Origin of the sequence: Pseudoalteromonas arabiensis (assembly GCF_001550155.1) — a bacterium.
GTDB lineage: Bacteria > Pseudomonadota > Gammaproteobacteria > Enterobacterales > Alteromonadaceae > Pseudoalteromonas > Pseudoalteromonas arabiensis.
The window spans coordinates 20397-36958 of sequence record NZ_LRUF01000008.1; the positions used below are offsets into that span (position 1 = coordinate 20397).

A 16562-nucleotide genomic window follows, 5' to 3' on the forward strand; every position below is an offset into this window, starting at 1 on the left:
CATTATGCTAAATTATCTTTTCTTACACGTTAATTACGTGCATATTTGTGCTATATTTTACTAAAAGTTTTGTGCAAATAATCATTTAGGGTTCAACATTCGGTGCCTAAACACTTTCTCCTAATTTTCATTTTTACTCTATTAGTATTCCCTAACGTTGCGAATGCGCAAAATTATGCTTTGCAAATTCAGCGACTTTCAACAGATGAAGGCTTAACTCAAGGCTCTGTTACTAAAGTTGTTCAAGATGATCTCGGTTTTATATGGATTGGTACTTACCTAGGTTTAAATCGTTATGACGGTTACCAGGTATCTCCATTTTCAGGAGAGCACATACTCGATCAGCGACAAATTGCCTTCATGGCAAAGACTAACAATGGAAAACTATTTGTAAGTACCGAGTTTTCAGGGGCTTTTTTAATTGACCCAAAATCTTTGCATGTTGAAAAAATCTATTCAGGAAAACTAAACCCTGAAGATAATTTTTTCTCACCAATATTGGCTTTCGATGAAAGTGATAACGATTACTTTTTCGCTATAAACCAACACGTTTACTCCTACCACAAGCAATCAAAAAAGTTTTTACATGAATTCTCGATAAATAAAGAGGAACATTTTGTTCGCTCTCTGAAACTCTATGAAAACTCTCTATTTATAGGTACCTCAAATGGGCTGTTTTCTAAGAATCTCGCTGATGAGCATATTTCGTATATTCCATTGGCAAGTCAAAAAACCATCAACGATGACAACAAAAACGTTAAATTTTTGCATATCGATAAACAGCTAGGACTTCTCGTCGGAACGGTGGAAGGAATGTATAACATCCCTTTTAACAACAAAGAGTTACTTGAATTTGACAAAGCTAGGTTACTCATTCCAAAGCTCAATATATGGGATTATACCGACAGCCCTTTTGGTGAATATATAGTGACCGAAAAAGGCTTATTTGAATTTAATCGACAAACACTAGACGCTGAATTTGTTTTACGTTTCGACCAAAGCAAATTCAACATGACCGATAACACTATACCAGATGTCATGGTTGATAAAACGGGTCTGCTTTGGCTTGCGTCACGTTCGCAAGGGGTATTCACTTGGTCTACTTTGGCCAAGCGCTTTAAACATATCCAGTTGAAGAATGAACAAAGTTATTACGACAATAACATTTGGTCAATTATCCAAGATGACAATAATACCCTTTGGATTGGTACCGATAACGGCTTAATGAAATACAACCAGTTAACTAAAAAAACTACTGCGTACTTAGTTAACAATGATGAAAAAGCATTTCATGGTGAGCATGGTATTTATGGTATTAGCAAAGCACAACTAGATGATAATAACCGTTACCTATGGCTGATGAAGTATGTTGGATTGACGCTGTTTGACAAAAAAACAGGCAAAACAATACCCATTAACGGCAGTGAAAAAACAAAGGCATTTTTATCTACAGAACCTAGTTGGGGTTTTCACGTTATAAAACCTGACCAATTTGCCTTTATAACGAATGACGAGTTTTACACTTATAACGGTAAAACTGGCGAATTAAATGTCATTAAAGGGCTTAAAGAGCAAGTAGATATAATCAATGCAAATTCATTTTTAAAGCCTTTCCCCAATTATCCTGATGAGTATGTGCTTAACCTGTCGGGTAAGCTCTATCGTTACAATGAATCCACCCAAAAGTTAACGCTAATATATAAAGTAGAAAACTATAACCCTTTAGCTTTCTTTCTAATAGATGACTGGGTCATCGATCACAATAATATGTTATGGCTAGCTTCATCACATGAAGGTTTAATAGGCTTAGACGCTGAAACCTATGAAGTTAAGCATCGTTTTGGGCAAGCATCTGGCTTACAGGCTAAATCAGTTTTTGGGCTTCAAATAGATCGTTTTGGGTTTTTATGGTTTAGCTCTCAAAACGGTTTATATCGTTTAGATTTGAGCTCATTTACGTTAGATCGCTATTTTATACGAGACGGTCTATCCGTTAACGAGTTTAATATAGATGCAGATACAACACTCGCTAATGGGCAAATAGCATTTGGTTCAACCCGTGGCGTCTTACTTGTCTCGCCAGAAGATTTTCTTTCTTCGCCAGTCAGTACGCAGAAAAACGCAACTGAAATTACCAGTGTTTCACTCTTATCAAGAGAGCTTAACTATCACCCCTATAAATACGCTGATAATGCGCTGCAACTCACCGCAGATGATATAGGCTTAGAGGTCACTTTTTCTAACTTTGACACATTAAATAAAGACACCACACGATATAAAGTGACTTTAGAAGGCCCTACGTCATTACAATACGACAAACTAACGACTAATAAGGTACTTTTTACAAAGCTTCCTCCTGGTGATTATGTGTTGTCGGTTTCATCTACTTCAGAGCTCACTAAAGCTGACACTGCAACCCGCCAGTTAAGGTTCAACGTGGCATATGCAATGTGGTCCTCTCCGTTTGCAATCGCTTGCTACACAGTGATTGTTTTGGCTATTTTATTTATTATTTTTTGGCAGTATCGTGCTCGTCAGCAAACGATCCGAAAAGCGCATGATGAGATCGTAAAATCCCAGCAACAAACTGAGCTTGCACTAAGTAGTAATAACAGTGGTGTATGGGAAGCTAACCTTAAAAATATGACTATACACCATAACCGTATAGCGGCTGAATTAGGTTATAAAGAATACGAGGATACAATTAAACTCACTGAATTTTTAAACCTGATTCACCCTCATGATCGACGCTTATTCATCAATCAATGGGACTCTTTTTCTAAACAGCTCAATCAACAACAGTGGAATGTAACCTACCGTCTAAGACACAAAGCAGGTCAATGGTTATGGTATCAAGATCTTGGCCGTGTCGTTGCAGCGGATGAAAATAATACACCGCTGAAAATATCAGGAATATATAGCAATATTACTGAGCAAAAAGCAAATGCACAGCAAGCCGCCGTGCTTGGGGAAGCCTTCGGTCAAATAAATGATTGGCTACTTATTTTAGATAATCAATTAAAGCCTTTTTCAGCTAATGCCAGTTTCAGCGAAGCCTTTGCCACACCGAATAACATTGCAGACTTGAGCTTAAAAGACTTCTTAGGTGCGATAGGAAAAGCGCACTACGTTGAGTTTTTGACTGTTTTAAAAACCCTCAAACCCAAACAAAACTGGAAGACAGAGGCATTTATCCGCACCTTAAAAAGTCCCGCTCACCCAGTACACATAAGTGTTACAGCCGTAGCAAAAGATCAGCAAACAATTAATTACTACGTCATCGTAATATCAGATCTAACAGAGCAAAAACGTGCCGAAGATGAGCTTAGATACCTAGCTAACTATGACCCTTTAACAGGCTTACCTAATCGTACGTTAATGCATTCTAAAATAAATACCTGTATTAATGATGCCAGCAAAGAGAATAAATTAGCCGCTCTGTTGTTTATCGACCTAGATAAATTTAAACCTGTCAATGACTCTTTTGGTCATGCGGTGGGCGATCAGTTACTGTGCAACATCACCAGAAGAGTGAGTTTAATTTTACCTGACAATGCAATAATAGGCAGGCAAAGTGGTGATGAATTTTTAGTGCTAGTGCAAGACTTACACTCGCCTCAAAGCTTAAGTACCTTAGTTAAATCACTCACCGATGAACTAGGTAATAAAGTGGTTATTGAAGATTTTTCTATCAATATATCGGCCAGCATCGGGGTTGCTCTGTATCCATTTGATGCAACAACTGCGGATGACTTAATTCGCAACGCTGATATTGCAATGATGCATGCAAAACAGTCTGGCCGTAACAACTTTAAATATTTCACAGAGCAAATGAATAACCAGCTCACTAAAAAGTTGTTACTCGAAAACGCACTAAAAGATGCTTTTAAAGATGACGAGCTATTTAATAACTATCAGCCGATTGTTAATGCTAGGACTAAAACCATCAACGGTGTTGAACTATTAATGCGCTGGAAAAACGAGCAAGGATTTGTCTCCCCCGCCGAATTTATTCCTATCGCTGAAGAAATCGGTTTAATTGATGTCTTAACAGAGCAAGCACTTGAGCGCGCATTAATCGAGCTCAAGCCCCTTTTACGGGCAAACCCTCGCTTTTATTTGTCGTTAAATTTATCACCGATGCATATTTTGAAGTCAAACCTTACAGAGCGTTTGTTGATGATACTGAATAATCATTTGGTAAAACCAATTCAGCTGCGCTTGGAGATCACTGAGAGCACCTTACTTGAGGATAAAATAAAAGCATCAAAGCAGTTACAAAAATTAAAAAATGCGGGTTTTAAACTGTTACTGGATGACTTCGGGACAGGCTATTCTTCATTAACCTATTTAAGCCAATTTCCTATCGATGTTATAAAAATAGATCAAAGCTTTGTGCGTAACATTGGCCAAGATAAAAGTAACGAGTCAATCATCAAAACCATTCATGCGCTATCGACAAATTTAGGGCTTTATTGTATTGCTGAAGGTGTCGAAACCACAGAACAAATTAAGTTCTTAGAGAAGATGGGTTGTGAAGATCTACAAGGATATTATTTTGCTAAGCCCATGCTGATCGATGAGCTTAACAAGGAGTCTACCATCCAAGCTATTATTAGCCGTCTAAACGCGCTTTAAACCACTTATTTAGACAATTATATAGCTCATCTTTATTAATAGGCTTAGAAATAAAATCATCCATTCCTGCTTCAATGCAACGCTTTTGATCATCTTCAAAAGCGTTTGCGGTAATCGCAATTATAACAGCTCGCCCATAACGTTCTGGCGCTAATTTAATCGCTTGAGTGCACTGATAACCATCCATATTTGGCATCTGACAGTCCATTAAAATAATGTCAGCCACAAAGCTCTCTAAGGCTTTAAGTGCTTCTACACCATCACTGGCTTGCTTAATTGTACACTGAGTTTCATTCATCATTTTATTGAGTACCAGTTGATTAACTGGATTATCCTCAACTATCAGTACATTGACACCTGCTAGCTCTGGCTTCTGAACAGATTGATTATCTACAAGCGTGGATTCACTTATTTGAGCAGGTACACAAAGTGTAAACACACTGCCCTTACCTTGTTCACTTTGAAGTTTAAGCTCACCTTTCATTAACTCTATAATACGCTTTGAAATCGCTAAACCAAGCCCAGTACCGCCATACTTTCGGGTTGTAGAAATATCAGCCTGAGTAAACTCAGTGAAAAGTATAGCTTGCTGGTCTGGCGAAATACCAATACCCGTGTCACGAATACATACTTCAAGCGTGCCATTTTTGTAATGACTAGATAAAGTAATTTCACCGGATTCGGTAAATTTACCCGCATTACTTAAAATATTATTAATAACTTGGCTAAAGCGAAGCGGATCTAAGCTAACGTAATCGGGAATGTCTTTTGATATATCAAGTTCAAACGAAACGTTAGGCTTCACACACGTATTACTAAACACTTGCGCTAACTTATATAACAGCTTTTTCACCTCTACAGCACGATATTCTAATTTTAGTGCTCCAGCTTCAATTTTTGAAAAGTCTAAAATATCGTTAAGTATCAATAATAAATTGTTGGCACTTTGATGCACCATTGCCAGCTCTTCGCGTTCTTTTTCTGGTAAGGTTTGATTATCAAGAAGCAACTGCGTCATGCCTAAAATACCATTTAACGGCGTCCTTATCTCGTGGCTCATATTGGCTAAAAATTGCGATTTTGTTTTATTGGCATGATTTGCAGTTTTAACGGCCTCTAGCAACTCATTTGTTTTATCACTAACTTGGCGTTCCAATTGTGCATTAAAGTCCTTAAGCTTGCTGTTAAGGTGCTCATTTTCATGGTTTACTTGACGTAGGCGGCTAAAGCTCAGTGTTAGTTTATTAGCTAAATTAGCAAACTGTGATTGCAACCTGCTTACTTCAAGCCAAGTATTAGGCAAATATGCATCTGTATTTGCCTGCTCAGGTTCAAATTTATCAATTTGTTCAGCTAACTTTGAAATAGGCGCAACCAACCAGCGGCTAAGCTGGGTTATAAAAATACTGGTCAATAAGATAATAAATACAATCATTACAATTGACTGCCCCCAAGCATGCACTGCAACATTGTTAGCATACTTGCGATTAAGCATAGTCAACACCACCCAGTTGTGCTCTGATGATCGTGCTTGACGAACATAAAACTGCTGCTCACTATCAGGGTTAAGCACCTTAAAGCGAGTCTCATCTGCAAACCCGCTCAACTCATTGTCTTTAATTTCCTGTAATTCAATAAAGTCATCTAAGGAGCTGTAAACCACTTTATTCATTGAATCTAACACGACTAACTCACCTTGATGGCTGAATAAACTAGGTCGTAACTTTGAAAAGTAATCAAACATCAATGAGCCTTCAACAATTCCTGTAAAGGTATCTTTAATATAGATAGGAGCAGAAACAGCCACGATAGGAAGCGCACCAAACCCACGTCCTTTAAAAATAGAAGACACATACCCAAGCCTATGGTTAGGAGCATTAATAAAGTAGTCTCTATCTGAAACATTTGGTTGGATCTTAGATTGCTCTAGGCTAATTGCTAAAGATTTAGGATAAAAATGAGTCACATCAGCAACTGCATTTGTAATGATTTGCGTTCTAAAATCAGGATATAACTGCGCCATGTTCTCTAACATTGCTTGTTTAGGAGCGCCTAAAGCAATACTTTTTGCAGTTAAAAGAACACCTTTTTTATGGTGCTCTAAGTGAGTATCTATGGTCTGCGATATTTCTTGTGCTTTTTCATAAAGTTGAGAATTGATCTCATACTCAATGCGTGAATAGTGATTATTGGTTAATACTATAGACGTTAAAATAACGACCAAAATAATGAGTAAAGTTACTATATAATTGAGTATTTTATATAACGAAGAATAGTATTTATACCATGAGTAACGGCTAAAGAAGAAGCTCAATAAATCAATGACAGACAAGTAAATCGCTGCATTGAGGCTGTATTTTGCCAAGGCTATGGCAATAGTCAAAATTGGCAAGCCCAATGTGAAATGGCCAAAACTCCAAAGTAAGGGCAAGCCGACTATAAACCAAAATATCATACCGCGCAGGAACACAGGTCGGGCTTTACTTAAACAAAAAACGTGCAAAAAGATAAGTTCAAGAGCAAATACAACTGAGGGCCATGCATGCCCCCAACGATAAAAAATAAAGCCAGTGCTTATCACAAATGTGATAAGCGCAAATCGCCAACCAAATAACAGTAAACTTAGGATGACAAAAAATTGTCCTAACAAAAATTCGGAGCTATCTAAGAAAAAGATAGGAAGTAGATTGGTAACACCCGCAACAGCTCCTAACAACACAGCTGCAAAAAAGCTAAAATATGGCGGTTTATGAACTAGCAAAGGCGGTACCCTATCTTATAGTGATACCTTTAAATTAAAAGAAAAAAAGGTAATTTGCCACCTTAATTAATAGGGTGGCATTCATGGCTTTCAATTTGTAAGACACTTTTCGCAACTTTAAAGCGCGAAAGTAAAAGCTTTTCGACTTTTAGGCGACACGCTTCATCATGCTTTTCTACTGTACAGTGTTGTTTTAACACGACATGCGCGCCGACAATGACAGTGTTATCCTGACGAACAACCGTTACATTATGCACATTTTGAACATGCTCAATTGAAGCTATGCTTTTTTCAACCTCAGCCACATTAGGCAGTTTACTATTATTTTCAACTAGGCCTTTAATGCAACGTATTATTACTTTAACGCCCGTGAATAAAACGAAAGAGGCAATTAACATGCTCGAAATAATATCGATTTCAGCCCAGCCAGTAAGGTAAATCAAAATTCCTGCAAAAAAAGTTGAAACCGTTGAAATTAAATCAAAAAACGAGTGAAGAAACACCGCGTATACATTAATGCTCGCTTTGCGCCCTTTGTAAAGGACCCAAGCTGCGGCACCATGAAATAAAAAGCCAATAGCTGAAATAACAGACATTAGATAGCTATTAATTTCGAGATGGTTACCTTCATTATGGTGTAGGTATCGCTCACCACCTTCGTATAAAATAACCAAACTAATACTTAAGTACAGAATACCATTGATTAAACCGCCTGTTAGTTCTGCACGTTGATAACCATCATTAAAGTTTTTGGCAAAATGTATCGCCATTGACGACGCTATTAACGCGATAAATAAAGAACTATTATGGACAAACAAATGCCCCGCATCAGCAAGCACTGCTAACGAGTTTGAAAAATACGCACCAATGATCTGAATTACCATAAACGAGCAAGTAATGGCTAAAGCAATTAGCAAGCGACGTCTAGATGCTTGGTGAGTCGTAATATCTGTCATGAAGAAGAGATAAACCTATTCGCTGGAAAAAGAGTAATGATATACAGTCTCAATTGTAATACGTGACGCCACTAAACGCACTAAAAACTTATTTATCTCTTACGCTACGCATGTTTTTAGCTTTCTGATTGAGAGAAAAGAAAATTTTATATCAATATTTTGTTAAAAATTGTAACCTTATACCGTGTATTGGTTTTAGGTCGTTTTTTAATGAGTTCAATTGAGCAAACATGGCAGACTCTCGCAGCATTACCGATAGCTATCATCATGTTTGATCAGCAACACAATCGTTTCTATTTTAACTTACCTGCACAGTCGCTATTCTCAATTGAAGAGCAACTAAGCTCAGATGAACTCAACCTAACTCATCTTGCACTTAATAACGCGCTAAGTAGCGAATCACTAGGGATTACCGACTTATTGCCAAGTTCGTACAACAAATATCCCTTGTTTGTAACCCTAACCAACCAACGTACTCAGTCAGCCAAACTGCTCGACCTAAAATTTGCAACACTTTGTGATTCCCTTTATATCACTGTGTGTGAACCTCGTACATTACCTAGCCAAGCCCAAAACCAAGACTTCGATGAGCTGATTTCTCAGATTTCAACAGAACTTATCGATATCCAAAACGAAAATATGAGTCAGCAAATAGAAAAGGCACTGCAAACAATAGGCTTAAATTGCCATGCTGATCGTACTTACATTTTTGAATTTAGTGATGACGGATTATCGATGAGTAACACCTACGAGTGGGTAAACGACGGTATTACCCCCTTTAAAGAGCACCTACAGAATATCCCAAAAGATTCTTTACCTTATTTTTTTCAGCAAATGCACACTCAGCATATTTTTAACGCATCAAACACCGCTGAATTACCCCCTGAAGCCAGCGCAGAGAAAATGGAGTTCACTAACGAGGGAATTCAATCTGTTATATGTATTGGCTTAGTCGTCGAAAAAACATTATTTGGCTTCATCGGTTGTGACTGCGTTAATAAAGCCCGTCAATGGTCTCAAACAGATTTGTTAAGAATAAAACTCGTCGGCGACATGATCACAAATGCATTAAAAAATATGCAATATAAAAATAAACTTGAAAAGATACAAAAGCTGTTACTTGCTGCAAATAAAGAGTTGCATGAGCAAGCTCATAGAGACAGTCTGACCGAAATTGCTAATCGTCGACAACTCGATACTACCCTACAACAAGAATTAAAACGCTGTGCCCGCAGCAGACTCTCATTAAGCTTAATCCTGTGTGATATTGACTCATTTAAATTGTATAACGATACGCTAGGTCATCAACAAGGTGATCAAGCATTAAAGCACGTTGCTAAAACCCTTGAAGAAAATTGTCAGCGTCCAGGAGACTTAGCAGCCAGATACGGTGGTGAAGAGTTCGCTATTATTCTCCCCGCTACTAATAAGCAAGAAGCCTTTTTATTCTGCCAAAAGTTACAGCTAGCGATTAAACGACTCGCAATTAAACACCCTAATTCTAAAGTGAACCCGTTACTAACATTAAGCTTTGGTATTTACTCATGCCAACCTAACGCGCACAACGTAGCTGATCATACGCTTATTATGGCCGACAAAGCACTTTACCGAGCAAAGCAAAATGGCCGTAACCGCATAGAAGAAATGGCTGAGTAATTTAACTTTGAGTTTTAAATTTTTTTACACTTTAAACTGGTTTGCTTATTATTCTTTTTATACCGATACGCTTAATTAAGCGAGCTATTTTCAGGCAATCAAAGCTCGTAGGTAACAAGGCAAGATTGCGTTCTTTAAATTGTGCTGCGCAATTGCTCCTACATTGCTGTATCTCATGCATCCATACAACCCAAAATGAGAACTTTTTAACGCAAATAGCGAAAGGTTAACCCCATAAAACAATTAAATATCACTGCGAATTTGGTTTTAATTCTTGCCTGTATGTCTTTGGTGACACGCCATACCAACGATTAAATGCATGATAAAATGCGCTCACTTCTGAGTAACCACATAAAAACGCTATTTCAGTGAGTGATAAGTCTGTTTCAACTAAAAGTGTGGTGCTTCTTTGTTGTCTTAAGTTCGCCAGTTCTTGGCTGAAGTTAGTTCCTTCTTTAGCAAGACGCCGTTGCAAGGTTTTTTCACTCATATTGAGCGCCTTTGCCATATCTTTACAGCCAAACTCCCCTAGGGTTAAATGCTCTTCAAGTAAAATACGCAAAACATGACTGACATTACTTTGTGTAGCAACTTTGATTTGACCCGCAATAAATGGCTGCGCATCGGTTTGCTCACAAAAAAATAAGCTGTGAGTTTTGACTCCATACTCGACAGGGCAATTAAAATATTCATTTATTTCAGCAAGATGCTCTTTTCGCTGTAAACAAATACGCGATGGATGCCAGTTTTTTCCTTTTACAGTACGTGCTATTTTCAAACAAAACGCCATTGGTGCCTCATAACTTAACAATGACATATCACGCTCACCATCACTGAAATTAAAGCGCAATTCATACTCAGCACCATGATCAATTAACGACACATTATGCGTATCACCCATCAACTTTTGATAGCGTAAAATAAGCCGAAAGGCACTGAGTAATTGCGTTGACTGAATAATCGCCATCCCTACCACAGGTATGGCTCGCACATTCATAGTACTACCAACATATATGCCTAAATGAATATCAGGCAACATCGCCTGAGCTTGCTTCCAAAGCGTACTTACACTAGCTTGCGGATAACGAGCTGTTTGGCTGCTTAGATCATTCAGTGATATATGGGCTTGTGAAAATAGCGCATTGATGGGTAAACCTTGCCACTTGAATGACTCAGCCATGGCGCGTAGCCACCAGCTTGATAAGGTACGCATACGTGTCTCTAACAAACAATTTAATGGCCTATAATATCAAGTAAGTTAGAAAACAAAAGCCTATTGTTAACCTGTAATTAACAACGGAGACAACAATATGGGCACCGTCGCAAGTAAACGCGAGTTCGCAAACTTTAAAGAGTTTTACCCTTACTACTTACAAGAACACAAAAATAAGGTATGTCGACGCTTACACTTCATTGGCAGCTGGTTTGTGTTGGCTATCTTGTTTGCTGCACTTTATCAACAGCAATACAGTTGGCTCATTTTCTGCCCGCTAATCGGCTACGGTTTTGCTTGGGTAGGTCACTTCTTTTTTGAAAAAAACCGCCCCGCCACATTTACTCACCCTTTTTATAGCTTTATTGGCGACTGGGTGATGTTTAAAGACATTATTGTTCGTAAGGTCCCATTTTAGGAAGTAACTATGACTATAAAACACACAGTATCAGAGCAATAATGGCAAGCTCGCCATATTAATCGCCAGTAATAATGATGGGTTATGGCTATTCCTAGCGCTACATATAGCATAGTTATGTTCGTAACAGGCTATGTGTTTTGTACCTTGTTTAATGCCCATCCGAATATACAAACTCCTATTTTGGGAAAACGCTAAAACTGATCACCTGCCTCTACTCATGCACCTAATTTGGGGTGCATTTACATAAATAAAGCCACATCTATTTTTTCAATATATTTATCTATTTATTTAAGTGCTTACGTTTTTTAGCTATTTAGCTTTAGCGTATTTAAGTAAATACAATTTTTACAACTAGAGCCAAAACTCTATTTTGTTTTTAGCCTGTGTTTGCTATGGTTTGGGTATAAACAGTTTGAAAGCAAGGTAGCTATTATGACAATTAACAAAGCTCTGGTTGTAGAAGGCGGCGCTATGCGCGGTATTTTTGCTACAGGGGTACTTGATGCCTTTTTAGAAGCGCACTATCAACCTTTCAAACAATGTTATGGTGTATCGGCGGGAGCAACAAATATTGCAGCTTACTTATGTGCTCAATACAAACGTAACCATGCCGTTATTACTGATTATTCATGCCGTCCAGAGTTCATTGATTTTGTTCGTTTTATTAAAGGTGGCCATTTATTTGATTTAGATTGGCTATGGCAAGAAACCATGCGAGATATTCGTCTCGATTTAGAAACCTTTGAGAAGCAAGCTGCTGAGTTTTATATTGTTGCCACCAACATAAACACTGGAAAAGCAGAATACCTAAAAGGTCATGCTCAGTCCCTCGAAGAGCAATTAAAAGCATCCTGTGCTTTGCCTATTGCTTATCGCCAATACCCAAGAGTTGACAATCTACAGCTTGCTGATGGCGGTGTTGCTGACTCTATTCCCGTTCGAAAAGCTTATGAGATGGGTAATAAAGATATCACGGTTATTCTCTCTCAACCTTTAGGCTACAAGAAAAAACCATCAAAAGCCCCTTGGCTTGTAAAACGCCTGTACAAAGACAACCCCGCGCTTGCTATGGCCACGTTACATCGTGCCGAAAACTACAATCAGAGCATTGATTTTATAATGAATCCACCTAGTGATTGCCATATTAATATTATTGCTCCGCCACCTACATTTGCTGTCGGCCGCACCACCAAGTCGTTTGCCAAATTATCATCGGGATACAATATGGGCATTGATGCAGGGCAACAATTTTTAACTCAAGCGGCTTAAAAATAAAATCAAAGCCATACAAATTAACCTAGCTTAGTCATATTTTGCGAGGCTGAGCTTACACTTAAGCCATATCATATATAAGGGGCTTAATTAGATGACGTTCCAAAAAGTAAAACTCTAAAAATAGAAGGGTTAGAAGAGATTAAATGAAAAAAATACTGCTTTTAGTATTAACCATGTTATTTCTCTGTGCTTGCGATGCTCAACAAATTGACCTTGATGTACCGAAAAAACCAAGTGCAGTACCAAATAAAGCATTTTGGGTGGGCGGTTTGGATGGCGGCGTATTTGTCTTAATTGCAAAAAATAAAAATTTAGAGCCAGATGAATACGTTGCCAAAATATATTATGCATCCGGAGATATTGCTTATGAGGGAGGAATGAGACTATCCCCTAGAGGAAGTACTGCCATAGACCACATTAACCCCGCGATTTTTCAAGGTTGGGATGGCGATACTTTATACATTGAAGGCAATAAGCAACTTAAAGCTCAAAACTAAAATTAGTACTTGAAGCTTTAGTTACCACCATCTTGTACACCGTCGATTCAACCACTTTCACATTTACTATTGCAAAAACTTGATTAAATACATTTCTCTATTAGCTTTAATAATACGTCCTTATTAAAGTTTGTATTCCTACCATGTTAAATAACTACACCGTTCGTACGCGATTAGCCGTTTTGGCTTTGTTACCGGTTACTGTTTTTGTGATCACTTCATTTTTTGCAATGTCTATAATGTCGAATATGGTCAAAGGGATAGACAGCTTATATGATGACAGGGTCGTCCCTCTTGAGCAGATAAAATCAGTGTCTGACAACTATGCAGTTAATATTGTTGATTTATTTCATAAATACCGCGCGAATCAAATAGCTAAAAATGAGTTTTTGACTTCAGTTACTGAAGCAAAGAATATCGCTGATAGAAAATGGCAAAGTTACCTAAGTACAAAACTTACGACGGAAGAGACGCGGCTCGTTAGCGTTGTAGAAAAGCGCTTAACTGTGGTCCAACAAAAACTAACGGCTTTATTGAACCAAGTTAAAAATGATGAGTTTAAGGCAATCCCTTCAGATACATTCGTCAAAGAGTTATATGATGTATTTGATCCACTAAGTGCCAGCTACCAAGGGTTAATTGATTTGCAAATTACTGAGGCAAGTAAATTCAGAATGTCTGCAGACAAAGATTTTAGCCAAGTCAGTATTGCGATGACAGCATCCATTACAATACTTATTATTCTCTTATTATTTATAGCCTTTATTATTTATCGTTCGATTCATAATCCACTACTCTCGCTCAGTGAAACAATTGGTTCCATCTCTGAAAATGCCGACTTACGACTTCGCGCACAGCCTCATGGCAGCGACGAAATAGCGCAAGCCGCACACCATTTTAATGCCATGATGGAGCGCATTCACGCCCTTGTAAACGATGTAACAAGCGCAACGCTCACTCTCTCTTCTGCGGCAGAACAGATGAACTCAATCAGCGACCAAGTTGCCAGCACAGCCACTGAACAAGAGCACCAGTCTGCGATGATAGCGACCGCCATTACGCAAATGAGTAGTGCAATTGAACAAGTCGCGGCAAATGCATTGGCAACATCAGAAAAAGCATCTCACACAGATCATACTGCAAAGCTTGGACAAAAGTCGGTGCAAGAGAATATTGACGCAATCAATCATTTATCACATATCGTCAATGCCAACACCCAACTTATCAATGAGTTAAACACACAATCAACCGATATCAATCAAGTTGTTATGATGATTCAGGGTGTCGCTGAGCAAACTAATTTACTTGCTCTTAATGCAGCGATAGAAGCAGCACGAGCCGGTGAGTCTGGTCGAGGCTTTGCTGTCGTTGCTGACGAGGTAAGGCAATTAGCTCACAATACACAAAAAGCAACCGCAAGTATCAATGACATGATCACTAAGTTACAATCTATGGCACAACAAGCTGTTAGTGCGATGGGGAACGCAGATGACAGTGCAAAGCAAAGTGTTGAATATGCTGAACGATCATCACAACTTTTAGCCGAAATAACACAAGAGATGGCCCAAATAGCTGAGATGAATAATCAGGTTTCGACTGCAACCGATGAACAAACCACTGTCGCTAATGAACTAAGTTGTAATATTAACGAGTTTAGTAGTAGTATTTCATTGGTAAGCGAAAGCTCTCAGCAAAATGCGCAAGCAAGCCAAGAATTGGCTTCATTAGCATCGCGCTTACAGCAACAAGTACATGTTTTTAAAGTGTAAATTTAAATAATTTAGTAATCTTAACAAAAGTATAGCCATGAACAGAGCCATTTTATTGTGTATTTTTTATTTTGCTCTGTTCAACTTTTCAGTCACAGCTCACGAAAGGCTTGTTATTCAACTCGCCAAACCCAATTATACCGATGCTACTAAAAACCAATATATCCATGCAATTTTAGAAAAAAGCTTTGCCGTAATGGGTGCTGATGTCGCCTTAATGTATAACGTTAAACCCATGAACAATAAGCGAATTATAGAGCAGTTAAGTCATAATAAGGCGATTACTCTTGCATGGTTATCAATGCCTAATGAACAACCTCACGCGCTTATTAGAACATCAATTCCCTTGTACAAAGGGCTGCATGGAAAACGCTTATTAATTATTCGCAAACAAGACCAAGAAACCTTCAAACACATTACCCACCTTAACGAACTAAAACCATTTGTAGGTTTACAGCAACAAAGCTGGTCTGATTACACTATTTTAAAAGCGAATGGATTGAAAGTTAATGGCGAGTTAGACTACCAAGGAATGCTCAAAGCCTTAGAAGTGGGCCTTGGGGATTACTTCCCCCGCTCGGTGTTGGCTATCGAGTCAGAGTTTAACAAATTACAATCATTTGATTTTGCTATTGCGCCACAAATTATGCTGCAATACCCAAGTCACTATTATTTTTATTTAAGTAAAGAGAACGTTGAAGTTAGAGATCTTCTTGAGCAAGGCATGCAAAAACTCGCAAAATCGGGCGAGCTTGAAGCACTCTACATACAGTATTTTGGTGATGTAGAAAAGCAATTTAAGCTCAATCAGCGACACGCAATAACTCTCACTAACATGGAGTGACAATAATGCTCAAAAAATTACTGATGTTGATAGCTGTCATTATCATTTTTGCAGCCGGTTTTTTCACTGGCATATACAGCTTACCTATTTTGACTGAAGCACCCGCTCCTAGCTCAAGCACCCTAACGCAACACAAAAACCGTGCTTTATTCAGTGGTGAATTTAAACCTAACTTAGCGGGGTCTGATCGTTTTCACTATGGAAACGGCACAGTCTACTTAACGAATGATGCCATCTCAATGCAAGGTGAGCTATCACCTGGCCCTGATTACCAATTGTATTTATCGCGCAATTTTATTGATAACGAAGCCGATTTCTTAGCACAAAAAGGCACCATGCAACGTGTTGCAGCCGTGCGTTCGTTTAATGGTTTTAAAGTGCAAATACCGCAAAGTATTAATATTTCTGATTACAATACGGTGATTATTTGGTGTGAAAGTTTTGAAGAATTTATTACTGCAGCGCAGTATCAATAGCTGTATTAATAAAAAGCAAAGCCGCCTTTGGAGAGGGCGGCTTTAAAACGGCAGCT

At 38.3% G+C, this 16562-nt stretch carries 11 protein-coding genes; 8 read left to right on the forward strand and 3 right to left on the reverse strand.

The features are described from left to right. Positions 1-102: 102 nt before the first annotated feature. Positions 103-4638 carry an EAL domain-containing protein gene (locus PAARA_RS02805; RefSeq protein ID WP_083515240.1) on the forward strand — a complete coding sequence of 1512 codons (4536 nt, stop codon included), beginning with the start codon at positions 103-105 and terminating at the stop codon, positions 4636-4638. On the opposite strand, the gene PAARA_RS02810 is transcribed toward PAARA_RS02805, so the two are convergent. Both PAARA_RS02810 and PAARA_RS02815 read right to left on the reverse strand, forming a co-directional pair. After that, a complete protein-coding gene (locus PAARA_RS02810) occupies positions 4616-7399 on the reverse strand; it encodes an ATP-binding protein (RefSeq protein ID WP_062567563.1) in 2784 nt (927 codons plus the stop codon). The two genes, PAARA_RS02805 and PAARA_RS02810, sit on opposite strands and share 23 nt — an antisense overlap. Before the next feature lie 62 nt (positions 7400-7461). After that, complete coding sequence (locus PAARA_RS02815; protein ID WP_062567564.1) at positions 7462-8355, reverse strand: cation diffusion facilitator family transporter; 894 nt, start codon at positions 8353-8355, stop codon at positions 7462-7464. A 210-nt stretch (positions 8356-8565) separates the two neighbouring features. Between PAARA_RS02815 and PAARA_RS02820 the strand changes: the two genes are divergently transcribed. Further along, entirely contained in the window at positions 8566-10011 is a 1446-nt protein-coding gene (locus PAARA_RS02820; protein WP_062568142.1) for a sensor domain-containing diguanylate cyclase, read from the forward strand. Positions 10012-10261: 250 nt separating this feature from the next. Here PAARA_RS02820 and PAARA_RS02825 read toward each other — a convergent pair whose 3' ends face one another. Continuing rightward, positions 10262-11224, reverse strand: a complete 963-nt coding sequence (locus tag PAARA_RS02825) for an AraC family transcriptional regulator (RefSeq protein WP_062567565.1) — start codon at positions 11222-11224, stop codon at positions 10262-10264. A gap of 97 nt (positions 11225-11321) precedes the next feature. Here PAARA_RS02825 and PAARA_RS02830 point away from each other — a divergent pair, with 97 nt between their 5' ends. The 6 genes from PAARA_RS02830 (at position 11322) to PAARA_RS02855 (ending at position 16506) form a co-directional block, all read left to right on the forward strand. Beyond that, a complete protein-coding gene (locus tag PAARA_RS02830) occupies positions 11322-11642 on the forward strand; it encodes an Mpo1-like protein (RefSeq protein ID WP_062567566.1) in 321 nt (106 codons plus the stop codon). Between the two features lie 435 nt (positions 11643-12077). Then, positions 12078-12914, forward strand: a complete 837-nt coding sequence (locus PAARA_RS02835; RefSeq protein WP_062567567.1) for a patatin-like phospholipase family protein — start codon at positions 12078-12080, stop codon at positions 12912-12914. 149 nt (positions 12915-13063) lie between these two features. Further along, positions 13064-13417, forward strand: a complete 354-nt coding sequence (locus PAARA_RS02840) for a hypothetical protein (RefSeq protein ID WP_062567568.1) — start codon at positions 13064-13066, stop codon at positions 13415-13417. A 143-nt stretch (positions 13418-13560) separates the two neighbouring features. Then, on the forward strand, positions 13561-15186 hold the full coding sequence (locus PAARA_RS02845) for a methyl-accepting chemotaxis protein (RefSeq protein ID WP_062567569.1): 1626 nt from the start codon (positions 13561-13563) through the stop codon (positions 15184-15186). Positions 15187-15223: 37 nt separating this feature from the next. Next, a complete protein-coding gene (locus PAARA_RS02850; RefSeq protein ID WP_062567570.1) occupies positions 15224-16030 on the forward strand; it encodes a substrate-binding periplasmic protein in 807 nt (268 codons plus the stop codon). A gap of 5 nt (positions 16031-16035) precedes the next feature. Next, the gene (locus PAARA_RS02855) at positions 16036-16506 is read left to right on the forward strand and encodes a DM13 domain-containing protein (RefSeq protein WP_062567571.1); all 471 of its coding nucleotides are present in this window, start codon (positions 16036-16038) and stop codon (positions 16504-16506) included. The last annotated feature ends 56 nt before the right edge of the window (positions 16507-16562 follow it).

Excerpts from the sequence above, each read along its gene's own strand:
- PAARA_RS02855 (WP_062567571.1), top strand. The coding sequence starts at position 16,036 with ATGCTCAAAAAATTACTGATGTTGATAGCTGTCATTATCATTTTTGCA.
- PAARA_RS02815 (WP_062567564.1), bottom strand. The coding sequence starts at position 8,355 with ATGACAGATATTACGACTCACCAAGCATCTAGACGTCGCTTGCTAATT.
- PAARA_RS02845 (WP_062567569.1), top strand. The coding sequence starts at position 13,561 with ATGTTAAATAACTACACCGTTCGTACGCGATTAGCCGTTTTGGCTTTG.
- PAARA_RS02835 (WP_062567567.1), top strand. The coding sequence starts at position 12,078 with ATGACAATTAACAAAGCTCTGGTTGTAGAAGGCGGCGCTATGCGCGGT.
- PAARA_RS02825 (WP_062567565.1), bottom strand. The coding sequence starts at position 11,224 with ATGCGTACCTTATCAAGCTGGTGGCTACGCGCCATGGCTGAGTCATTC.
- PAARA_RS02830 (WP_062567566.1), top strand. The coding sequence starts at position 11,322 with ATGGGCACCGTCGCAAGTAAACGCGAGTTCGCAAACTTTAAAGAGTTT.
- PAARA_RS02820 (WP_062568142.1), top strand. The coding sequence starts at position 8,566 with ATGAGTTCAATTGAGCAAACATGGCAGACTCTCGCAGCATTACCGATA.
- PAARA_RS02850 (WP_062567570.1), top strand. The coding sequence starts at position 15,224 with ATGAACAGAGCCATTTTATTGTGTATTTTTTATTTTGCTCTGTTCAAC.
- PAARA_RS02840 (WP_062567568.1), top strand. The coding sequence starts at position 13,064 with ATGAAAAAAATACTGCTTTTAGTATTAACCATGTTATTTCTCTGTGCT.